Source organism: Halococcus dombrowskii (assembly GCF_022870485.1).
In the GTDB taxonomy this organism is placed as follows: Archaea; Halobacteriota; Halobacteria; order Halobacteriales; family Halococcaceae; genus Halococcus; species Halococcus morrhuae.
In genome coordinates, this window is record NZ_CP095005.1 from 2,160,366 (window position 1) to 2,182,719 (window position 22,354).

The 22,354-nt window shown below is 65.9% G+C and carries 22 protein-coding genes; 14 read left to right on the top strand and 8 right to left on the bottom strand.

The window, feature by feature from the left end; all coding sequences use genetic code 11:
* The first annotated feature begins 187 nt into the window (after positions 1-187).
* Genes ilvB through MUK72_RS11105 form a run of 8 tightly spaced genes read left to right on the top strand, consistent with a single transcriptional unit; the run spans position 188 to position 7,193 of the window.
* Complete coding sequence (gene ilvB / locus MUK72_RS11070) at positions 188-1,990, top strand: biosynthetic-type acetolactate synthase large subunit (protein ID WP_244700440.1); 1,803 nt, start codon at positions 188-190, stop codon at positions 1,988-1,990.
* Entirely contained in the window at positions 1,987-2,619 is a 633-nt protein-coding gene (gene ilvN / locus MUK72_RS11075; protein ID WP_244700443.1) for an acetolactate synthase small subunit, read from the top strand. Before ilvB ends, ilvN begins: the two co-directional genes overlap by 4 nt.
* On the top strand, positions 2,616-3,665 hold the full coding sequence (ilvC, locus tag MUK72_RS11080; protein WP_244700446.1) for a ketol-acid reductoisomerase: 1,050 nt from the start codon (positions 2,616-2,618) through the stop codon (positions 3,663-3,665). Before ilvN ends, ilvC begins: the two co-directional genes overlap by 4 nt.
* A complete protein-coding gene (locus MUK72_RS11085) occupies positions 3,658-4,014 on the top strand; it encodes a DUF7989 family protein (RefSeq protein ID WP_244700449.1) in 357 nt (118 codons plus the stop codon). Before ilvC ends, MUK72_RS11085 begins: the two co-directional genes overlap by 8 nt.
* Positions 4,011-5,432, top strand: coding sequence for a 3-isopropylmalate dehydratase large subunit (gene leuC, locus MUK72_RS11090; RefSeq protein WP_244700452.1), 1,422 nt, complete (start codon positions 4,011-4,013; stop codon positions 5,430-5,432). The genes MUK72_RS11085 and leuC overlap by 4 nt, the downstream gene beginning before the upstream one ends.
* Positions 5,429-6,040, top strand: a complete 612-nt coding sequence (gene leuD / locus MUK72_RS11095; protein WP_244700455.1) for a 3-isopropylmalate dehydratase small subunit — start codon at positions 5,429-5,431, stop codon at positions 6,038-6,040. Before leuC ends, leuD begins: the two co-directional genes overlap by 4 nt.
* On the top strand, positions 6,033-7,007 hold the full coding sequence (locus MUK72_RS11100; protein WP_244700471.1) for an isocitrate/isopropylmalate dehydrogenase family protein: 975 nt from the start codon (positions 6,033-6,035) through the stop codon (positions 7,005-7,007). The genes leuD and MUK72_RS11100 overlap by 8 nt, the downstream gene beginning before the upstream one ends.
* Positions 7,008-7,046: 39 nt before the next feature.
* Positions 7,047-7,193: a DUF7557 family protein gene (locus MUK72_RS11105; protein ID WP_244700474.1), complete on the top strand. Its 147-nt coding sequence runs from the start codon at positions 7,047-7,049 to the stop codon at positions 7,191-7,193.
* Here the strand turns inward: MUK72_RS11105 and MUK72_RS11110 are convergent.
* Together MUK72_RS11110 and MUK72_RS11115 are read right to left on the bottom strand one after the other, a co-directional pair.
* Complete coding sequence (locus MUK72_RS11110; RefSeq protein WP_244700476.1) at positions 7,190-7,615, bottom strand: DUF5799 family protein; 426 nt, start codon at positions 7,613-7,615, stop codon at positions 7,190-7,192. The two genes, MUK72_RS11105 and MUK72_RS11110, sit on opposite strands and share 4 nt — an antisense overlap.
* Before the next feature lie 63 nt (positions 7,616-7,678).
* Positions 7,679-9,685, bottom strand: a complete 2,007-nt coding sequence (locus MUK72_RS11115; protein WP_244700479.1) for an AMP-binding protein — start codon at positions 9,683-9,685, stop codon at positions 7,679-7,681.
* A gap of 118 nt (positions 9,686-9,803) precedes the next feature.
* Between MUK72_RS11115 and MUK72_RS11120 the strand changes: the two genes are divergently transcribed.
* From MUK72_RS11120 to mce, 3 genes are read left to right on the top strand one after another with little or no spacing between them, the layout of a single operon-like run.
* Positions 9,804-10,382, top strand: coding sequence for a GNAT family N-acetyltransferase (locus tag MUK72_RS11120; RefSeq protein ID WP_244700495.1), 579 nt, complete (start codon positions 9,804-9,806; stop codon positions 10,380-10,382).
* Between the two features lie 39 nt (positions 10,383-10,421).
* A complete protein-coding gene (locus MUK72_RS11125) occupies positions 10,422-12,104 on the top strand; it encodes an acyl-CoA mutase large subunit family protein (protein ID WP_244700498.1) in 1,683 nt (560 codons plus the stop codon).
* Positions 12,101-12,484, top strand: coding sequence for a methylmalonyl-CoA epimerase (mce, locus tag MUK72_RS11130; RefSeq protein ID WP_244700501.1), 384 nt, complete (start codon positions 12,101-12,103; stop codon positions 12,482-12,484). The genes MUK72_RS11125 and mce overlap by 4 nt, the downstream gene beginning before the upstream one ends.
* On the opposite strand, the gene MUK72_RS11135 is transcribed toward mce, so the two are convergent.
* Genes MUK72_RS11135 through MUK72_RS11145 form a run of 3 tightly spaced genes read right to left on the bottom strand, consistent with a single transcriptional unit; the run spans position 12,481 to position 14,535 of the window.
* On the bottom strand, positions 12,481-13,437 hold the full coding sequence (locus MUK72_RS11135; protein WP_244700503.1) for an alpha/beta fold hydrolase: 957 nt from the start codon (positions 13,435-13,437) through the stop codon (positions 12,481-12,483). The genes mce and MUK72_RS11135 overlap by 4 nt on opposite strands.
* A 24-nt stretch (positions 13,438-13,461) precedes the next feature.
* A complete protein-coding gene (locus MUK72_RS11140) occupies positions 13,462-13,974 on the bottom strand; it encodes an NUDIX hydrolase (protein WP_244700520.1) in 513 nt (170 codons plus the stop codon).
* 36 nt (positions 13,975-14,010) lie between these two features.
* The gene (locus tag MUK72_RS11145) at positions 14,011-14,535 is read right to left on the bottom strand and encodes an Rrf2 family transcriptional regulator (protein WP_004054755.1); all 525 of its coding nucleotides are present in this window, start codon (positions 14,533-14,535) and stop codon (positions 14,011-14,013) included.
* Between the two features lie 135 nt (positions 14,536-14,670).
* Between MUK72_RS11145 and MUK72_RS11150 the strand changes: the two genes are divergently transcribed.
* The 3 genes from MUK72_RS11150 (at position 14,671) to MUK72_RS11160 (ending at position 17,016) form a co-directional block, all read left to right on the top strand.
* Positions 14,671-15,588 carry an NAD-dependent epimerase/dehydratase family protein gene (locus tag MUK72_RS11150; protein ID WP_244700522.1) on the top strand — a complete coding sequence of 306 codons (918 nt, stop codon included), beginning with the start codon at positions 14,671-14,673 and terminating at the stop codon, positions 15,586-15,588.
* 41 nt (positions 15,589-15,629) lie between these two features.
* Entirely contained in the window at positions 15,630-16,526 is an 897-nt protein-coding gene (gene rocF, locus MUK72_RS11155; protein ID WP_244700540.1) for an arginase, read from the top strand.
* Between the two features lie 127 nt (positions 16,527-16,653).
* A complete protein-coding gene (locus MUK72_RS11160; RefSeq protein ID WP_004054761.1) occupies positions 16,654-17,016 on the top strand; it encodes a HesB/IscA family protein in 363 nt (120 codons plus the stop codon).
* 336 nt (positions 17,017-17,352) lie between these two features.
* Here MUK72_RS11160 and MUK72_RS11165 read toward each other — a convergent pair whose 3' ends face one another.
* The 3 genes from MUK72_RS11165 to nuoL are packed head-to-tail and all read right to left on the bottom strand — an operon-like array spanning position 17,353 to position 22,353.
* A complete protein-coding gene (locus MUK72_RS11165) occupies positions 17,353-18,828 on the bottom strand; it encodes an NADH-quinone oxidoreductase subunit N (RefSeq protein ID WP_244700544.1) in 1,476 nt (491 codons plus the stop codon).
* Positions 18,829-20,352, bottom strand: coding sequence for a complex I subunit 4 family protein (locus tag MUK72_RS11170; RefSeq protein WP_244700547.1), 1,524 nt, complete (start codon positions 20,350-20,352; stop codon positions 18,829-18,831).
* Positions 20,353-22,353: an NADH-quinone oxidoreductase subunit L gene (gene nuoL / locus MUK72_RS11175; protein WP_244700549.1), complete on the bottom strand. Its 2,001-nt coding sequence runs from the start codon at positions 22,351-22,353 to the stop codon at positions 20,353-20,355.
* Position 22,354: the final 1 nt, after the last annotated feature.

The window sequence follows — 22,354 nt, forward strand, 5'->3', positions numbered from 1 at the left end:
CTCGGCGCGCGCGGCCGCATTATTGTAGGGGTTTAGCCCCTACAGAGCCACTTCCTTCGACCCCGACGCGTTTCGCACGGCGAACAGCACGCGCGACAGCCGACGACACACCGATGACCACACGAGAACCAGCACCGACCACACGCGACAGCCGAGCGGCATCGACGACGAACGACGGAGGCGACCGATGAGCGAGGGCCAGCAGACCCCACAGACGGGCGAGCCCGAGGACGCCGAACCGGAGACGGTCGAGGCGACCGAAGCCAGCGAGCGCCCCGTGACCAGCGGTGCGGAGTCGGTGGCGCGGGCGCTCGAACGGACGGGCGTCGAGACGCTGTTCGGCGTGCAGGGCGGGGCCATCATGCCGGTCTACGACGCGCTGTACGACTCGCCGCTCGACCACGTGACGATGGCACACGAACAGGGTGCGGCCCACGCGGCCGACGCCTTCGGCATCGTCTCGGGCGAGCCGGGCATCTGCCTGGCGACCTCCGGGCCGGGCGCGACGAACCTCGTGACCGGGCTCGCGGACGCCTCGATGGATTCGGATCCGCTGGTGGCGCTCACCGGTCAGGTCCCCTCCGAGATGGTCGGGACCGACGCCTTCCAGGAGACCGACACCACCGGTGTTACGAACCCGGTGACGAAGGAGAACTACTTCGCCGGCGACGTCGACTCGGTCGGCGACACGGTCGGCGAGGCGTTCGCGCTCGCGGATGCCGGCCGACAGGGCCCCACGCTGGTCGATCTCCCGAAGGACATCACGACCGGGCCGACCGAGAGCGAGCCGGCTGCGGGAACAGCGCCCGAGACGTACGATCCGCCCGAGCGGGCCGACGATGAGGCGATCGAAACGGCTGCCGGCGTGCTCGCGCGCGCCGACAAACCCGTGATCCTCGCGGGCGGCGGCGTCATCAAGGGCGAGGCCTGTGACGAACTCAGGGAATTCGCCACCGAGTACGGAATCCCGGTGGTGACGACGATGCCCGCGGTAGGCGCGTTCCCCGAGGGCCACGACCTCGCGATGGAGATGGCGGGGATGCACGGCACGGGCTACGCGAACATGGCCATCACGCACTGTGATGCCATGTTCGCGGTTGGAACGCGATTCGACGACCGCCTGACGGGTGGCGTCGAGACGTTCGCTCCGGGGGCCGAGATCATCCACGCCGACATCGACGCGGCGGAGATCTCGAAGAACATCGCGGCCGACTACCCACTCCTGGGTGAGGCGAGCGTCGTCATCGAGCAGGTGCACGAGGCGATGGCCGACGAGCGCGCGGCGGACATGGCGGCCACCGGCGAGCGCTTCCAGGAATGGGTCGAGCAGTGCCAGCAGTGGCAGACCGACTACCCGATGGACTACCCGATGGACGAAGATGGGCCGCTGAAACCGCAGTTCGTCGTCGAAACCGTGGACACGGCGACCGACGACGACACCATCGTCACCACGGGCGTCGGCCAGCACCAGATGTGGGCGGTCCAGTACTGGACGTACACCGAGCCGCGGACGTGGGTGTCGTCCCACGGACTGGGTACGATGGGCTACGGATTACCGTCGGCCATCGGCGCGCGATTCGCCGCGGACGACGACCAGTCGGTGGTCTGTTTCGACGGCGACGGGTCGTTCCTGATGACGCTCCAGGAGCTCGCGGTCGCCGTCCGCGAGGACCTCGACATCACGGTGATAATCCTCAACAACGAGGCCGTCGGCATGGTGCGCCAGTGGCAGGACAGCTTCCACGACGGCCGACGGATGGCCTCCGAGTACCCCTGGGTGCCCGATTTCGCCACGCTTGCCGAGGCGTTCGGCGCGCGTGGGTTCCGGATGGAGGGCCACGACGAGGTCACCGACGTCGTCGAGGACGCGCTGGCCTACGACGGCCCGTCGGTGGTCGACGCGTTCATCGACCCGACCGAGGACGTCTATCCGATGGTGCCCAGCGGTGGCTCGAACGGCCGGTTCGTGCTGGCGGAGGAGCAGCTATGACGGAAGGCCTGCAGGGACCGGCCCCCGATGAGCGCCCCCAGCCGTCGGGGCGGCGGAACGCGCAGGGCATCCGAATCGATCCCGAGATGGAGGCCGTGCACGACCCGCGGCGCACAGCGCTATCGGCGCTCGTCCAGAACGAGCCGGGCGTGCTGGCGAAGATCTCGGGACTGGTCTCGCGTCGGCAGTTCAACATCGAATCCTTGACCGTCGGCACGACGACCAACCCCGAGACCTCGCGCGTGACGCTGGTCATCGAGGAGCCCGAACCGGGCATTCGCCAGGTCGAAAAACAGCTCGAAAAGCTCGTCAACGTCATCTCGGTGCGCGAGCTCGGCGACGACGCCATCCGCCGAGAGCTGGTGGTGTTGAAGGTCCACGGCGAGGAGCCGGACAAGGTCAACGCCATCACCGACATGTACGGCGGCGAGACGCTCGATGCCGGCCCGCGCACCATCACCGTGCAGATCACCGGCGACGAGCAGAAGATCGACGACGCGATCGACGCCTTCCGACAGTTCGGTATCCGCGAGCTCGCCAGAACTGGGCAGACGGCGCTCGCGCGCGGTGAGGAGTGGACGACACACGCGGAAGAGGAGCGGTACGAACGAACGCAGGTACGACAATGACAGAACACGCAACGATCTACTACGACGACGACGCAGACAGCACCGCACTCGAAGGCAAAACTGTAGCCGTCATGGGCTACGGCTCACAGGGCCACGCCCACGCGCAGAACCTCGCCGACAGCGGGGTCGACGTGGTCGTGGGTCTCCGAGAGGATTCGAGCTCGCGCGACGCCGTCCACGAGGACGGTCTCGACGTCGCAACGCCCGTCGAGGCCGCCGCACGCGCGGACGTCGTCTCGATGCTCGTTCCCGATACCGTCCAGCCCGCAGTGTACGATGACATCGCCGACGAACTCGACGCCGGCGACACCCTCCAGTTCGCCCACGGGTTCAACATCCACTTCGGACAGATCGAGCCGGCCGACGACGTGGACGTGACGATGGTCGCGCCGAAGGGCCCGGGCCACATCGTCCGCCGGGATTACGAGCGCGGCGAGGGAACTCCCGGATTGCTCGCGGTCTACCAGGATGCGACGGGTGAGGCCAGCGAGGAAGCGCTCGCGTACGCGCAGGGGATCGGCTGTACCCGTGCGGGCGTCGTCGAGACCAGTTTCCGCGAGGAGACCGAGACCGACCTGTTCGGCGAGCAGGCGGTGCTTTGCGGTGGCGTGACGAGCCTGATCAAGCAGGCCTACGAGACGCTCGTCGATGCCGGCTACAGTCCGGAGATGGCCTACTTCGAGTGTCTCAACGAGATGAAACTGATCGTCGATCTGATGTACGAGGGCGGGCTCGGCGGCATGTGGGACTCGGTCTCCGATACGGCCGAGTTCGGCGGTCTCACCAAGGGCGACGTCGTGGTCGACGAGCACGCCCGCGAGAACATGGAGGAAGTCCTCGACGACGTGCAGAGCGGGGCATTCGCCCGTGAGTGGATCGCGGAGAACCAGGCCAACCGACCCGCCTACCGCCAGTTGCGACAGGCCGAGAAGGATCACGAGATCGAGGAGGTCGGCGAGCGCCTGCGCGACCTGTTCGCGTGGGCCGAGGACGCCGAATCGAACGAGGAACGAAACGAAACCGAACGAGTGCAAGCAGATGACTGATACACGACACGAACGAGCGACGACGATGAGCACGGTCGATCACACCCATCCCGACACCGGACGACCGTTCGGCGACGCCGTGGTCTACCAGCGTGGGCCGGCCGTCGCGGCCGACGGCGGTGAGAGAACCAACGGTTCTCGAACGACGGAAGACGGAACGTCTTCCGGAAGCGAGCGCGAACGGAGTGAGCGCGACGAGGCCGCGGACGCGGAGTCGGACGCGAGCGCCGATACCGACGAGTCGGTCGACGGGGAACGGATGAAGGACGTCGACCACGAACCACCCACGCAGGCCGAGCCCAATCGGGTGTTCGAGCGGGGGACCGAAGGCCGCGACGACGCCCGATGAGCGAGCGCACGCTCTACGACAAGGTCTGGGACGAACACACCGTCACCGAGCTGCCCACGGGCCAGACACAGCTGTTCGTGGGCCTCCACCTCATCCACGAGGTGACGAGCCCGCAGGCGTTCGGCATGCTCGGCGAGCGCGACATGGAGGTCGCCTATCCCGACCTGACCCACGCGACGGTCGATCACATCGTTCCGACGGCGGACCAGTCGCGGCCGTTCGCCGACGACGCCGCCGAGGAGATGATGAGCGAGCTGGAGACGAACGTCCGCGACTCCGGGATCGAGTTCGACGATCCCAGTAGCGGCGACCAGGGTATCGTCCACGTCATCGGCCCGGAGCAGGGACTCACCGAGCCCGGGACGACGATCGTCTGTGGCGATTCGCACACCTCGACGCACGGAGCCTTCGGCGCGCTCGCGTTCGGTATCGGCACCTCGCAAATTCGTGACGTGCTCGCGACCCAGACGGTGGCGATGGAGAAGAAGAAGGTCCGGAAGATCGAGGTGACGGGCGAGCTCGATAGTCATGTGGGTGCGAAGGACGTCATCCTCACGATCATCCGGAAGCTCGGCGTCGACGGCGGCGTCGGCTACGTCTACGAGTACGCCGGCGAGGCGATCGAGTCGCTCGACATGGAGGGACGGATGAGCATCTGCAACATGTCGATCGAGGGTGGCGCGCGAGCGGGCTACGTCAACCCCGACGAGACCACCTACGAGTGGCTCAAGGAGACGGACGCCTTCCGTGACGACCCCGAGAAGTTCGAGGCGCACAAGGAGTACTGGGAGTCGATCACGTCGGACGCGGACGCCGAGTACGACGACGTCGTCACGATCGACGGCGACGAGATCGAACCCGTCGTGACGTGGGGGACGACCCCGGGACAGGGGATCGGCGTGACGGAGGCGATCCCTGAGCCCGACGCGCTCCCCGCCGACAAACAGGAGACCGCACGGGCCTCCCAGGAGCACATGCGAGTCGAACCCGGCGAGACGATGCAGGGCTACGACATCGACGTGGCGTTCCTGGGTTCGTGTACGAACGCTCGACTGCCCGATCTCCGGGCCGCCGCCGACGTCGTCGACGGGCGGGAAGTCGATTCGAGCGTCCGTGCGATGGTCGTCCCGGGCAGCCAGCGCGTCAAGGAGGCCGCCGAGGCGGAGGGGCTCGACGAGATCTTCGAGACGGCGGGCTTCGAGTGGCGCGGTGCGGGCTGTTCGATGTGTCTCGGGATGAACGAGGATCAGTTGGAGGGCGATCAGGCCTGTGCCTCCTCGTCGAACCGGAACTTCGTCGGACGGCAGGGCTCGAAAGAGGGCAGAACCGTCCTCATGAGCCCGGTGATGGTCGCCGCGGCGGCGATCACGGGCGAGGTCACCGACGTACGCGAACTGCCGGCGGTGACGGTCCAATGACCGAGGAGGTCGTCGAGACCGTCGAACGCGTCACCGGTACCGGTATCCCAGTTCGAGGCAACGACATCGACACCGATCAGGTGATCCCGGCGCGGTTCATGAAGGTGATCACCTTCGACGGGCTCGGCGAGTTCGCCTTCTTCGACCAGCGGTTCGACGACGAGGACAACGAGAAGGACCATCCGATGAACGAGGAGCGGTTCCGCGACGCCTCGGTGCTGGTCGTCAACGCCAACTTCGGCTGTGGCTCCTCGCGCGAGCACGCCCCCCAGGCACTCATGCGCTGGGGGATCGACGCACTCATCGGCGAGAGCTTCGCCGAGATCTTCGCCGGCAACTGTCTCGCGCTCGGGATCCCGACCGTGACCGCCGACCACGAGACGGTCTCGGAAATTCAGGAGTGGATCGAGGCGAACCCCGACAGCGACATCGAGATCGACGTGGCCGACGAGACGGTGCGCTACGGCGATCGCGAGGCCACCGTCACCGTCGACGAAGCCCAGCGCCGGGCGCTCGTCGACGGCGTCTGGGACACGACTGCACTGATGCGATCGAATTCGGGCGCGGTCGCCGAGACGGCCGCCACACTCCCCTATCTCGATGACTGAAGAGATCGCCGTGATCCCGGGCGACGGCATCGGGCAGGAAGTCGTCCCGGTCGCGGTGTCGGTGCTCGACGAGGTCGGCGATTTCGCGTTCACCGAGTACGATGCCGGCGATCGAGTTCAGGAGGAAACCGGCGAGCCGCTGCCCGAAGAGACGAAACGGGCAGCCGAGACGAGCGACGCGACGCTGTTCGGCGCGGCCGGCGAGAGCGCGGCGGACGTGATCCTGCCGCTCCGGAGCGCGGTCGGCTCGTTCGCGAACGTCCGTCCCGCGAGAGCGTACCCCGGTATCGACGCGCTCCATCCCGACGCCGATCTGGTGTTCGTCCGCGAGAACACCGAGGGCGTCTACGCGGGCATCGAGAGCGATCTCACCGACGAGGTGCGGACGCTGACCCGCGTGATCACCGAACCCGCCTCGCGACGGATCGCCGAGTTCGGGTTCGACTACGCCGCCGAGCACGACTACGACGTGACGGTGGCGCACAAGGCGAACGTGATGGCCCGGACCGACGGGCTGTTCGTCGAGACCGCGGGGCAGGTGGCCGACGAGCACGGGGCCGACCACGAGACCCAGCTGATGGACGCGCTGGCGACCGATCTCGTGATGAATCCGGCCGACTACGGCGTCGTGATCTGTCCCAATCTCGCGGGCGACGTGCTCTCGGATCTGGCGGCCGGGCTCGTCGGCGGACTCGGACTGCTGCCGAGCGCGAACATCGGCCCCGAGCGCGCGCTGTTCGAGCCGGTCCACGGCAGCGCGCCGGACATCGCCGGCAAGGGGATCGCCAACCCGATCGCGACGGTGCTGAGCGCCGCGATGTGCTGTGAGTTCCTGGAGAGAGCTGACGAGGCAGAGCGGATCCGGACGGCGGTGATGGAGGTTCTCGCCGACGGCCCGCACACGCCGGATCTCGGTGGTGAAGCGACCACCGAGGAGATCGAAAGTGCACTGTTAGCACGGCTCTGACCGCCGAGGTTAAGCCGTTCGCGCTCGCACGACGAACCCATGCCCGAGATAGCACTCGACGAGGAGACGATCGAGCGCCTCGACCGACTCCGCGTCGACGAGGAATCCTACGACGAGATCGTGTCCGAACTGATCAACATCTACGAGACCGAAGAACGGACGCTCTTTCGCGGCGGCAGCCCCTAGTCGCGCGCGGCAGCACGGATCTCGTCCCATTTGCCCTGTTCTTCGAGATGGGTCTGTAACTGCTCGGCGTAGCGGTCGGCGAGACGCTCGGCCGCCGCAAGCTGTTCGTCGTGATCGTCGCCACCGCCGCCGAACAGTCCACTGATCGAGTCGAGAATGCCGCCGCCCGAATCGTCGCTTGCGGCCATCGGGGTCCGCGCGTCGATGTCGTCGAGTTCGTCCATCACGTGCGGGAGTTTCTCGGTATCGGCGACGAGTGCGGCCGACTCGTCGTCCGGGTTTTCGATATCGAACTCGACGGCCGTCATGATGAGTCCCCACTGCTGCCGGCTGAACTGCGAGCTCTCGATTGCGTCGGTGAACTCCTGATCGACGGTCATCCGATCGCCGACGATCCGATCCTGCCATGCGCGCGTGCTCATGAGTGCGATTGCGCGGGCGGTGGTATCAGGCTTTCCGCACTATGGCGGTGTCGCGAGGGAGTGCTACCGTGCCCGCTCGACGGCGTCGAGCGCGGCGGGGTTCTCGATGGAGTCCATGTCGCCGAGCTCCTCACCCCGGTAGACCGAGGCGATGGCCCGGCGGATGATCTTCCCCGACTGGGTCTTCGGGAACTCGTCGACGAACAGCACCTCGCGGGGTTTGAACGGTTTGCCGAGCTCCGCGCCGACCTGCTCGCGGAGCTCCTCGCGCAGCGCGTCCGACGGCTCCGCATGATCTTCGAGAACGACGTAGGCGACCACCGCCGTGCCCGTCGTGTCGTCGGGGACGCCGACCGCGGCGGCCTGATTGGCGTCGTCGTGTTCGATGACGGTGGCTTCGACCTCGGCGGGACCGACCTTCCGACCGGCGACGTTGAGCGCGTCGTCGGCGCGGCCGTGGAGGAACCAGAGCCCGTCCTCGTCCTTCTGGGCCCAGTCGCCGTGGTTCCAGAGCGGCGGGTCCTCGAAGGTCGACCAGTATTCGTCGAGATAGCGGTCGTCGCCGCTCCAGAGCGATTTCGTCATCGAGGGACACGAATCGCGGGCGACGAGATAGCCGCGTTCGTTTTCGTCGGCGACGCTCTCGCCTTTCTCGTTCACGATGTCGATGTTCATGCCGAGTCCCGGTCCGCCGAGCGTACAGGGTTTGAGCGGCTGGATCGGCATCGGCATCAGGAAGCAGCCACAGATCTCCGTGCCGCCGGAGATGTTGATGATCGGCGTCTCGCCGTTGCCGACGTTCTCGTGGAACCAGTTCCAGGACTCGGGATCCCAGGGCTCACCGGTCGAGCCGAGCAGCCTGAGGCTGGAGAGATCGTGCCCGTCGATCCAGTCGTCGCCCTGCTTGCGCAGCGCGCGGATGGCCGTCGGCGAGATGCCGAACTGCGTGACGTCGTGGTCGTCGATCATCCGCCAGAACCGATCGGGTTCGGGGTGGTCGGGCGCGCCCTCGTACATCACCACCGTCCCGCCGAAGGCGTGGTTGCCGATGAGCGTCCACGGCCCCATCATCCAGCCGATATCCGAGACCCAGAAGAAGCGGTCGTCGTCCTGCTGGTCGAAGCCGAAGTGGATCTCCTTCGCGCACTGCATGAGGATGCCCGCGTGCGTGTGGACGATCCCCTTCGGCGTCCCCGTCGTCCCCGAGGAGTAGAGCAGTATCGACTCCTGTGAAGCGTCGAGTTCCTTGGTGTCGTACTCGGCAGATTGACCTGCGACCGCCTCGTCCCACGTCTCGTCGCGCGCGTCGTTCCAGGGCGCTTCCCCGCTGCCCGCCGGCGTGCGCCCGAGTCGATCGAAGACGACGGTGTGCTCGACGTGGCCCGCCGTGTCGATGGCGTCGTCGGCCGCCTCCTTCAGATGGACCTCGCTGCCGCGGCGATAGAACCCGTCGCCGGTGAACAACACCGTGGGTTCGGCGTCCGCGAGCCGCGTGGCGGTCGCGTCGACGCCGAAGCCCGAGAAGATCGGGACGGCGATCGCGCCGACCTTGAAGCAGCCGTACAGGATCGAGATTACCTCGGGCACCATCGGCATGTACAGCCCGACGGTGTCACCGGTCTCGATGCCACGCTCTTCGAGGGCGTTCGCGACGCGGTTCGCCTGGGCGTGTAGCTCGCCGAAACTGATTTCCCGAACTTCACCCGGTTCGCCCTCCCAGAGACAGGCCGTCTTCTCGCGCGTATTGCCCTCTGCGTACCGATCGAGCGTGTTGTAGGCGACGTTTATTTTCCCGCCGGGATACCACTCCGAGAACTGTGGCCCGTCGGAATCGTCGCGGACGCGGTCGTAGTCCTCGTCGAACTCGATGCCGAGGTAGTCGACGAGTTCGTCCCAGAACCAGTCGATACCCGACTGCTCGACGCCGTCGACCTCGTTGCAGGTCCGTGCGATCAGCTCGTCGTAGTCGTCGATGTCGTACTCCTGCATGAACGCCCGGACGTTCGTCGATTCGACGAACTCCTCGGACGGTTCGTGGACGATCTCGTCGGTACCGGGAGCGGCTGTCATCGTGGTGTGGCTATTTCTGCGGATTCCACAAGAATCTTTGCGCCCCGTTTCTCCCGTCGTGCTCGTCGTGACCCACTCCTAAGCGACCCTTTTTATGGCCACCGCGGCTATCGTTCGTATGTACGTCCGGAACGCGAGAAACCGCGAGGAGGTCTGGCTTCTGGACCATATCGAGGCGATGGCTCTCGACGCCGCCGCCTTCCGCTCACGCGATTACGTCATCGCCATCGACGAGTCCGGAAACGAGAAGGTCGGGTTCGGCCGAATTCGGATCCATCGTGCCGACGAGCGCGTCTGCGAACTCACCGGGATCGGCGTTCTGGAGGGGTGGCGCGGCCAGGGCGTCGGCGCACATGTCATCGAGCGCCTCGTCGACCGCGCGAGCGACGAGGGGTTCGCGACGGTCTATTCGCTCACCGATCAGCCACGCTATCTCGATCGGTTCGGCTTCGACAGGATCGATCGCGAGGAGCTCCCAGCGAAGATCGAAACGCGACTCGACGAGAAACGCGACGGCAGCGTCCCCGACGCCGTCCCGCTCGCGCTCGCCACCGACGAGTTCTCGATGCCAGAAGCTCTGCGCGAGCGGTTCAAACACGCCAGCCCCGTGGGGGAGGGCGACGGCGAACCCGAGGAGACGCCCGAGGATTTCGGCATCGACAGCGAGAACGCGACCTACAAGTACGATACCAGGTAGGCCGTCAAAGGTTAAGGGCGTTCGACGCGCAGCGAAGTCATGTTCGATGCTGACGATCTCGCCGACATCCGCTCAGCGAAAGAGGAATGGGAGGACGAGACGCTCGGGCCGACGCTCGATCGCTTTGGTGAGCGCAAAGAGACGTTCACCACCGACACCGACGGCCACGAGGTCGATCGTCTCTACACGCCCAACGATGTCGGCGAGCGCGGCTACGACGACGAGTTCGGCTTCCCGGGCGAGGAGCCCTACACCCGTGGTGTCTATCCGACGATGTATCGCGGTCGGCTCTGGACGATGCGCCAGTACGCGGGCATGGGCACCGCCGAGGAGACCAACGAGCGCTACCGCTATCTCATCGACGAGGGCCAGACCGGACTCTCGATGGCGTTCGATCTCCCGACGCAGATGGGCTACGATTCGGACGACGGGATGGCCGCCGGCGAGGTCGGGAAGTCGGGCGTCGCCATCGATTCGATCCACGACATGGAGACGGTCTTCGACGGCATCTCGCTCGACGACGTTTCGACGAGCATGACGATCAACGCGCCAGCGTCGATCCTGCTGGCGATGTACATCGCCGTCGGCGACCGCCAGGGTGTCGATCGCGAGCAGCTCAGAGGGACGATCCAGAACGACGTGCTGAAGGAGTACGTCGCGCGCAACACCTACATCTACCCACCCGAGCCGTCCATGAGAATTATCACCGACATCTTCGAGTTCTGTGCGGCGGAGGTGCCGAACTTCAACACGATCTCGATCTCGGGCTATCACATCCGCGAAGCGGGCTCATCGGCGGCTCAGGAAATCGCCTTCACGCTCGGCGACGGCATCGAGTACGTCGAGCGCGCGCTCGATGCCGGCCTCGCGGTCGACGAGTTCGCCCCGCAGCTCTCCTTTTTCTTCGCCTCGTACAACAACATCTTCGAGGAAGTCGCCAAGTTCCGGGCCGCCCGCCGGATGTGGGCCAAGATCATGGAGGAACGCTTCGACGCCGAGAACCTGGACTCGAAGAAGCTCAAGTTCCACACCCAGACCGCGGGCTCGACGCTGACCGCCCAGCAGATCGACAACAACATCGTCCGGGTCGCCTATCAGGCGCTCGCCGGCGTTCTCGGCGGCACTCAGAGCCTGCACACCAACGGGAAGGACGAGGCGCTCGCCCTCCCCACTGAGGAGAGCGTCCGCACGGCGCTGCGCACCCAGCAGATCCTCGCCCACGAATCGGGTGCGGCCGACACGATCGACCCGCTCGCGGGCAGTTACTACGTCGAGAACCTCACCGACGAGCTGGAGCAGGAGGCGTTCGACATCCTCGATTCGGTCGACGATCGGGGCGGGATGCTCCAGGCGATCGAGGACCAGTGGGTCCAGCGCGAGGTCCAGGACGTCGCCTTCGAGCGCCAGCGCGAGATCGACGAGGGCGAGCGCGTCATCGTCGGCGTCAACGAGTACGAGGTCGACGAGGAGGCGGAAGTCGACATCGAGGAAGTCACCGAGGAGGACCAGCGCCGCCAGCGCGAGCGCCTCCAGGACGTCAAGGACGAGCGCGACGACGGGCCGGTCGAGGACGCGCTCGCGGCGCTCCATGACGCGGCCGAGGGCGACGACAACCTGATGCCGTACATCATCGATGCGGTGAAGGCCGAGGCCACCACCGGCGAGATCGCCGATGCGATGCGCGACGTCTTCGGCGAGCACCAGGGCGGGGCCGCGCTGTGAACTTCGACCACGCCGGCATCGCCACCGACGACGCCGACGGTCTCGCCGAACTGTACGCCGACCTGTTCGACACGCCAGTCGTTCACAAGGAGCGTTTCGACGGGATGGACGTTCGCTTTCTCGACTGCGGCGACAGCTACTTCGAACTGCTCGAACCCCACGAAGAAGGCACCATCGCGCGCTATCTCGATCGGAACGGGCCGGGCATCCACCACCTCGCGCTCACGACCGACGACATCGCAGGGGCACTCGACAGGATGGACGAACGGGGTGTCGAGCTCATCGACGAGGAGCCACGGCCGGGTGCATGGGGCCACGACGTCGCCTTCCTCCATCCGAAGGCGACCGGTGGTGTGCTCGTCGAACTGGTCGAACACTAATCGCCGACGAGCGCGTCGAAGATCCGCTCCTCGTTTTCGTCGATGGTCGAGAGATGGCCCTGTCCTGAATAGATGTGGGCTTCGGCGGTCGGGATCGCTTCGGTGTAGTGGATACCCATCGACAGCGGGACGATCCGGTCGGCCTTGCCGTACCATAACGAGGTCGGCACGTCGATCGCTCCGAGATCGAACCCCCACTCGCGGGCGGGCACGGCGAGATCGGTCACGAGCAGGCCGGAGCCGTGATGCGCCGTCGCTTCCAGACTGCTTTCGAGCAGTACCCGTCCCATCTCGCCGCGCCAGCGCTCGGCGTCCACGTCGGCGGTCTCGTCTGCCCGTTCGGCGAGATATCCCTCTGGATCGCGTCGCGCCGTCCGACCGTCGGCCCAGAGCGAGAGCGTCGCCAGCGGTCGGGCGTGTTCGGCCAGCAAGAAGGGGAGACGATCGCCGAAACCGACCGATTCGAGCGGTGCGAGCCCGCAGACGATGGCCGCGCGATCGACGCGTGGGAGTGTCGCTGCGCAGGCGGCCGCGTAGGGAGCACCGCCCGAGACACCGAGCACCGGAAACGAATCGAGTCCAAGGGCATTGGCGAGATTGGCCACGTCGGCGGGCCAGTCGGCGACCGTCCGTTCCGGCAGCGGATCCGAGAGCCCGAGACCGGGACGCTCGGGCGTGATTATTCGCAGCCCGCGCTCGCGGCCGATCCGATCGAACAGCGCGCCGAACACCCGCGAGTTCGGAAAGCCATGGCAGACGACCACCGGATCGCCGGCCGGGTCGCCACAGTCTGCATAGCCGAGCGCTCGGCCGTCCCGACAGTCGATGGTGCGTGGGGTGTCGCGGATCTCGCGGGCCACGTCGACCATCGTCAGTTCGGCGTCGTCGATCGGCTCGTCAGTACGACGCCCCGTGGAAAGGTGATCGGTGATCGTGGCGAGCGGGTTCTGCATGGGTTCACGTCGTACGTGCAACAATTAATCGTTGTTCCCGAATTCATCCGGCGGGTCGGCGAACCACTGTGCTTCGAGAATCTCTTCGTCCTCTGCGGCGGAGGCCGAGCCCTCACCGCGGGCGACGAACATCACCGTGAGCATCGGATAGGACCGCTGCTCGTCGCGGTGTTCGATGGTCGTGATCCGTGCCGAGCGGATGTCCGTTATCGTACAGCGAACGACAGTTTCCTCTCGAACTTCGCGGATCGCCGTCGCTACGAGTGACCCGTCTCCTGCTTCGTGCCCACCGCCCGGCATCGTCCACGTCTCGGGTGCAGCGGGATGGCGAACGAGCAGTGTTCGATCCCGTCGATCGCGGACGAGCGCTCCGGCGTCGGCGAGCATCCCCGTTCGGTGGACGTGATCGAGACCATGCTCGTAGAAGTCGGGATCGTTCTCGACGATCGTCTCGGTGACGTCGAACGCGCCGAAGCGCTCGTGCAGTCGGCCGAGTTCGGTATCGATCGCTCTGCGGGCGTCGTCCTCGGTCGTCATCCGATCGATTTCGCTGTGTCCGGTTCGGCGGTCGGCTCAGTCCTCGGCGGGCGCTTCCATCGTCCGCGTGTCGAGGATGATCGTGTTGTCGGTATCGACCACACCGTCGACCTTGCCCGTGATGGCGAGGCTCGATTTCGGTGTCGGGCCGACGGTGACGGTATCGCCCTCGTGGAAATCCCGGACGGAGCCCTGGATGTGGATCTCCGCGCGGCATTTCTCGGGGTGGTGGACGCTGTGGAGCTCGATTTCCTGTACGTTGGCGGTCTCGACGATATCGCCGTTGTGGCTGAGTGGGACGGATTCGGGCTCGTCCATCTCCTGGATGTCGAGCGCGCTGTAGGCGTTGGCCGTGGGCTTGTAGCCACCCTTCGGCCCCGGGACGCCCTCGACGAGCTGGAGCGCTTTCAGACTCTGCATCTGGTTGCGGATGGTGCCCGGATTCCGGTCGACCATGTCGGCGATCGCCTCGCCCTTGACCGCACTCTCGCTCTCGCGATAGAGGTCGACGAGTTCCTGCAGGATCTTCTTCTGGCTATCGGTGAGTTCGATAGATGACATCTCGTGTTATTCGGCACACCGCACCTTAAACCCGACGGCTGCCGCTTCCCAGCCCGGACGAGCCGATCGTGACTCACTGCGGGAACGCGTTCGCCTTCCGATACAAACTTGACCTCCCGCACACGCAGTTGACGCATGGATGGACATCGCGTTCTCGTCACCGGCGGGGCGGGCTTCATCGGCTCGAACCTCGCGAACCACCTCGCGGCGGACAACGACGTCATCGCCCTCGACGACGGCTATCTCGGCACGCCCGAAAACCTCGATGCCGACGTCGAGTACGTCGAAGCGAGCGTGCTCGATGACGATCTCCCGACCGACGTCGACGTCGTCTTTCACCTCGCGGCGCTCTCGTCGGGCCCGATGCACGAGGACGACCCCCAGAAGGGCGCACGGGTCAACGTCGAAGGGTTCGTCAACACCGTCGAGCAGGCGCGGAGCGACGGCTGCGAGCGAGTGGTGTACGCCTCGACTTCCTCGATCTACGGCGATCGTACCGAGCCGTCGCCCGAGGCAATGGACGTGAAAGCCCGCACCGGCTACGAGGCCTCGAAGCTCGCCCGCGAGCGCTACGGCGAATACTTCGCCCACTACTACGACATGAACGTGGCCGGCCTGCGCTTCTTCTCGGTCTACCAGGGCTACGGCGGGGCCGAAGAGCACAAAGGCGAGTTCGCCAACCTCATCGCGCAGTTCGCCGACGACATCGCCAACGGCGACTCGCCGGTGATCTACGGCGATGGCACACAGACGCGCGATTTCACCCACGTCGACGACATCGTTCGCGGGCTCGAACGCGCCGCCGAGGAACGACTGACCGGGATCTACAACCTGGGCACGGGCGAGAGCCACACCATCAACACGCTCGTCGATCGCCTCACCGACGAACTCGACGCGGCGATCGAACCGGAGTACATCGAGAACCCGATCCCCGAGCACGCCTACGTCCACGACACGATGGCGGACACTTCGAAGATGACGGAGGCAACCGGCTGGGAGCCCGCGATCGACTTCGAGGAGGGGCTCCGGCGCGTCTGCGCACAGTATCAGTAACCGATACAGCGATTTTTATATCGGCCCCTCGCAGCCCCACCATGACGATTCGGACAATCGGCGTCCCGATGGACCTCGGTGCCGATCGACGCGGCGTCGACATGGGCCCGTCGGCGATCCGCTACGCGGGACTGTCGACGACGCTCGACGACATCGACCGCTCGACGATCGACAGGGGCGACCTCACGGTGCCACACGCCGAGGAGCGCGATCCCGAGCGGGCGGCAACGAACGCCAAATACCTCCCCGAGGTCGAGGCGATCTGTACGCGGCTCGCCGACGAGGTCGACGATACACTCGCCGACGGCGCGCTCCCGCTCGTCCTCGGCGGCGATCACTCGATCGCGATCGGCACGCTCGCCGGGGCCGCCCGCGAAGCCGAAATCGGCGCGGTCTGGTTCGACGCCCACAGCGACATCAACACGCCAGCAACTACCCCCTCGGGCAACGTCCACGGCATGCCGCTGGCGGCCGCGCTCGGCCTCGGCGAGTTCGCCGATACACCGTGGGCAAACGCCCCGAACCTCTCCGAGGAGAACGTCGTGCTCGTCGGCCTGCGCAGCGTCGACGAGCACGAACGCGAGCGCATCCGCGACAGCGACGTGACCGCCTACACGATGTCTGACATCGACGAGCGCGGCGTCGTCGACGTCACCGAGGAAGCGCTCGCGGTCGCCACCGACGGCGTCGACGGCATCCACGTGAGCCTCGACATGGACTGGCTCGACCCCTCCCACGCACCCGGCGTGGGCACCCCTGTCAGAGGGGGCGTCACCTACCGCGAGGCCCACTCGGCGATGGAACTGGTCGCCGACCACGACGACGCGCTGCGCTCGCTCGAAGTCGTCGAAGTGAACCCGATCCTCGACTCGCACAACGAAACCGCCGAGCTCGCCACCGAACTCGCCGCGAGCGCACTCGGCAAACGCGTGCTGTAGCCCACCCACTGCAGTCGCCACCACACGTATCGCAACCACCATCTTCGCCGCAACTACCACACTCACCGTGACCGCCACTCACCGGTGTCGCCGTCACCGTTAACCACCTGGCGACGAATCCATACGCATGAGCACGGCAGAGACCGCCGACGCGACGCCCGAAATCGAGGTCTCGGAAACCGCCGCCGAGCAGGCGCTCGATCTCCTCGACGGTGAGGGGATGGACACCGATATCGCCGGCCTCCGCCTGTTCGTCCAACAGGGTGGCTGCGCCGGTCTCTCCTATGGGATGCGCTTCGACGGCGAACCCGAACCCGACGACGAAGTGTACGAACACCACGAGCTCCGCGTGTTCGTCGACCCCGCGAGCATGAACTACATCGGGGGCAGCCAGCTCGACTTCGAGGGCGGGCTCCAGGGGGCCGGTTTCCACGTCGAAAACCCGAACGTCGTCAGCGAATGCGGCTGCGGGGAATCCTTCCGAACATAAACCACTTTTTTACTCGTCGGGTCGCCTCCCTGCGGTCGGCCACCACTCTCGCAAAAACCTGGACTAAAAACTCCCGCTCGCGCCTGCGGCGCTCGCGGTGAACCGCGCTCACTGCGTTCGCGCGGACACGATCGCTCCACACTGCAACCACCACCGCCACAGCACCGCAGAAGCCCTCACTCGCTCCCTTTGGTCGCTCATTCGCCCTTCATCCACCAGGAGAGCTGTGCTCTCCTGAGCCTCGGCTCGTTTCACTCGCCGAGACACCAGGACCGCACCGTACAGCCGCCGCTGGCGGCAGGGTGAGAAACGAACGAAGCGAAAGCAGCAGGCGAGTTAGAACAGCGCCGCAGCCGCGTCGACCGCCGGATCGGCGACGAGGTTGAACGCCGGAATCAGCAGCACCGTGACGACCGCGGCAGCGATGACGGCGGTGTAGAGACCGAGCGGGTAGCCCTCGATCGTGCGATCGCCGTTCGACTCCTCGAACCACATCGCGCGCACCACGCGCAGATAGTAGTACAGCGAGAGCACGCTGTTGACGATCGCGATGGCCGCGAGCCACCAGAAGCCCGCGCCGACGGCCGCGCCGAACAGGAAGTACTTCGAGAGGAACCCGCCGCCGAGTGGGATGCCGGCGAGGCTCAGCATGAACACCGACATCGCGGCGCAGGCGATCGGTGCCTGCGAGCCGAGCCCGTTGTAGTCGGCGAACGTTCGGCCGATGTCCCAGTATTCGGCGAGCGCGATGAACAGGAAGGCCCCGGTGTTCATGAACCCGTAGACCAGCAGGTGGGTCATGCTCATGCCCAGCACGAGCGCATCCTGCCCGCCGCCGAGGGCGGCCAGTCCGATGAGCACGTAGCCCGCCTGACCGACCGAGGAGTACGCGAGCATCCGCTTGACGTTGTCCTGAGTCGCGGCGGCGAAGTTGCCGAGCGTCATCGTGACGACCGCGAGCACCTGGAAGGCGAGCACCCAGTCGACGCTGGAGACGATGTCGAGCCCGAACGCGACGGTAAAGACGCGGAAGGCGACGACGAACCCGGCAGCCTTCGACGCCGAGGAGAGGAACGCCGAGATGGGTCCCGGTGCGCCCTCGTAGGCTTCCGGTGCCCAGAAGTGGAACGGCACGCTCGCCATCTTGAAGGCGAACCCGCCGAGCACCATCAGCACGCCGATGCCGAGCATGCCCGTGAGACCGCTGTTCTGGATGTTCGCGGCAACCGTCTCGAACGACAAGCCGCCGGTGACGCCGTAGATGAGGCTGATACCGTAGAGCAGGATCGCCGACGACAGCGCGCCGATGAGGAGATATTTCAGACTGGCCTCGACGCTACCGCGGTTGTCTTTCAGGAACGCGACCAGCGCGTAGGAGGGCAGTGAGAGCAGTTCGAAGCTCACGAAGACGAGCGCGAGACTGCCGGCAGAGGCCATCATCGCCATCCCGGTCGTCGCGAGCATCACGAGCGCGTAGTATTCGGCCTGCTCGGTTTCGCCGGCGAGGTAGTCGTAGCTCGCGAGCGTGACGAGCGCCGCAACGCTCGTGAAGATGATCGTGAAGAACAGGCTCATCCCGTCAACGATGATCTGGCCGCCGTAGAGGGAGACGCCGCCGTTCGTTCCCGTCCCGGTGACGAGCAGTCCGACCGCCGCCGCGAGCGCCGCCAGCGTCCCCACGAGCGTCGTGCCCGCGAGCAGGTTCCGGTTCTTCGAGCGCGGGCTGATGCTGTCGATGATCAACAGTGTGATCGCCGTCAGACCGAGCAGGATGGCCGGTGCGGCCGCCGTCCAATCGGGAAGGGGAGCCATCTACAGCCCACCCCCCAGCATCGGACCGACCGCATCCGTGATCATGTCGAAGAAGATGTTCGGCGCGGTGCCGAGCACGATGACGAGCACGACCAGCACTGCCAGCGGCACGATGTCGTGGACGGCCGCCCGCCCGACAGTGTAGTCAGTTTCGAGGCGATATTCGCCGAACAGCGTCCGCTGCATCGCGTAGAGGAAGTAGCCCGCGACGATGACGATGCCGAACATCGCGACCGCCGTGAACACTATCGAGCCGGCGAAGTCGGCGGCGAACGAGCCCTGAAAGATGAAGTATTCGCCCATGAAGCCGGCCATGAACGGCAGACCCATGTAACCGAACGATCCGGCGACGAACATCCCAGTGGTAACGGGCATGCGATCGGCGAGCCCGGACATGTCGCCGACCATCCGCGTGTGCGTCGTGTTATAGATGACGCCGACGCAGGCGAACAGCAGGCCCGAGAGCAGGCCGTGCGAGAGCATCTGGAAGGTCGCCCCGCCGAGGCCGTACTCGGTGTAGGCGACCAGCCCGAGGATGACGAAGCCCATCGACGAGATCGACGAGTAGGCGACGATCCGCTTGAGATCCTGCTGGGCGAGCGCCAACATCGCGCCGTAGATGACCGAGACGACCGCCAGCAGCGCGATGAACGGGGCGAAATCGGCCGCGACGTCCGGCAGCATCGTGAAGTTGAATCGCAGCAGTGCGTAGGTGCCCATCTTCAGGAGTGCGCCAGCCAGCATCACCGAGGCGGGCGTCGGGGCCTCGACGTGAGCGTCGGGCAGCCACGTGTGGACCGGCACGATCGGCACCTTGACCGCGAAGCCGGCGAACATGGCGACGAAGGCCACGCTCTTGATCGTCCCCGGCGCGATGCCGGCGAGCGAACCGAGCTCGCCGGCGCGGATCGCCTGCGTGATCGCCGGCATGTCGAGGGTCGACACCGAGTCGCCGAGCCCGAACACGAGCGCCATGAACCCGAGGAACATCACCAGCGTCGCGAGGTTGGTGTAGACGAAGAACTTCACCGCGGCGTACTTCCGCCGGGGGCCGCCCCAGACGCCGATGAGCATGTACATCGGGACCAGCACGACCTCCCAGAAGACGAGCCACGCGAAGAAGTCGAGCGCGACGAACACGCCGAGCAGGCCCGCTTCGAGCAGCAGCATGAGCCCATAGAACTGCGAGCGTCGCTCGTCGATCGGCGTCCACGCCGTCAGGATGGCGAGCGTCGTCAGCACCGTGGCGAGAACGACCAGCGGCATGCTGATGCCGTCGACGCCGACGTGCCAGTTGATCGCGTACGGTCCCAGGGATATCCACTGGACCATCGTCTCGTAGGCCAGCTGTCCGCCTTCGAGGAAGGCGTTGCCCGAGCCGTCGAAGCCGAACCACATGACGAAACTCGTCACGAGCGGGAACAGGCTCGCGGTGAGCGCGCCGACCGGCGCGTACTCGTCGGGCAGGACGAACACCACGACTGCACCGATGAGACAGAACGCGAGCAGGAGTTCGATGATCATTCAGAACCACCCCCCGATCAGGCCGAAGACCACCAGCAGCGCGACCAGCCCGAGCGAGAGCAGCGCCGCGTAGTTGGTGACGACCCCGGTCTGCACGCGCTTGATGCGACTGCCCGAGAACAGGCTCACGCTCGAAACGCCGTTGACGACGCCGTCGATGACCCCTTGGTCGAACGTGTCGGCCGCACGCGCGACCCGTGTGGTCGCGTCCGCCAGCCAGACTTGATACTCGTCTTGGTAGTAGTTGCTCATGAGTAGCGTTTTGATACTGCCGAGTCGGTCGGTGTGTCGCTCGGGCGAGCCACCGCTATAGAAGACGTACGCCAGTCCCGCACCGGCGAGTGCGAGCCCCAGCGAGACCACAGCGGGGATCAGTGGCGAGAGCTCGGCCGCCTCGTAGCCCGCGAACTCGGAGAGGAGTTCGCCGTAGTGTTCGGAGGTGACGCCCGTGATACCGTGTTCGAGCCACTTGTGGAGGAACTCGATGTTCGCACCCGTGAGCTCGGCCACCGGCACCATGTTGATGAAGCCGGCGACGACCGCGAGCGCCCCCAGCACGGCCAGCGGGAGCTTGACGTTCCAGCCGACGCCGTGGGGGTTCTTGGCCGTCTCGCTACGCGGCTCGCCGTGGAAGGTCAGGAGGACCATCCGGAAGGTGTAGAACCCGGTGAACAGCACGGCGAGCAGCCCCATCGCGTACGCGCCGAGCAGGAGCGGATCGTTGAGGCCGTGGACGAGCGCCTCGTAGAGCACCTCGTCCTTCGACCAGAAGCCGGCGAACGGGAAGATGCCCGCGAGCGCGAGCGAGCCGGCGAGGAAGGTCCAGTAGGTGACGGGCATTTTGTCCTTCAGCCCGCCCATATCCCACATGTCCTCGTTGTGGTGCATCGCGATGATGACCGAGCCCGCACCGAGGAACAGCAGCGCCTTGAAGAAGGCGTGAGTCATCAAGTGGAAGGTCGCGGCGACGTAGCCACCGACGCCGAGCCCGAGCATCATGTAGCCGTACTGGCTGATCGTCGAGTAGGCGAGCACCTGCTTGATCTCGCGTTTGACGACCGCCATCGTCGCGGCGAAGAGGGCAGTGAACCCACCGATGAACGCGATGATCGCGAGCACGGTCGGGAGGAGCGCGTAGAAGCCGTACATCCGCGCAACGAGGTAGACACCGGCGGCGACCATCGTCGCGGCGTGGATGAGCGCCGACACGGGCGTCGGACCCTCCATCGCGTCGGGCAGCCACGTATGCAGCGGGAACTGGGCGGACTTGCCGATGACGCCGCCGAGCACGAGTAGCCCGAGGATCGCGAACCAGGTCTGGGGATCGAAACCGAAGGTGTTGACCGCGCCCACGTTGCCGGCGAGCGCCTCTTCGGCGAGTCTGACGAAGCTCTCAGAGCCGGCGTACGTCGCCGTCGAGAAGGTAACGAAGATCCCGACGACACCGACGAGGAAGAAGTAGTCACCGAAGCGCGTCACCAGGAAGGCCTTCTTCGCGGCGCTCGGCGGTGCGTCGTCGCGGAACCAGAAGCCGATGAGCAGCCACGAGCAGAGGCCGACCATCTCGAAGAACATGAACGCCATGAACAGGTTGTCGGCCAGGACGAAGCCGAGCATGCTCGCCGTGAACAGCCCAAGCCCGGCGTAGTAGCGCGGCAGGCCAGTCTCGCCCTCGTCGTTCATATATCCGAGACTGAATATGTGGACGAGGAAGGCCACGAGCGAGACGATGATGAGCATAAGCGCCGCGAGCGGGTCGACGAGAATGCCGAGATGGAGATCGAACGCTTCCGGCGAGACGAACGTGTAGAGCTCCTCGTTGTAGGTGTCGCCGCCGGCCACCGTCATCGCCATCCAGATCGAGAGCACGAGCGAGCCGCCGGTGGCGAGAATGCCCGCGAACGCACCGCGTTTGGGCATGTATTTGCCCGCAAAGAGCGCGATGACGAACGAGGCGAAGGGCAGGAGCGCGATCGCCGGCGCGTAGTCGAATGCCACCATC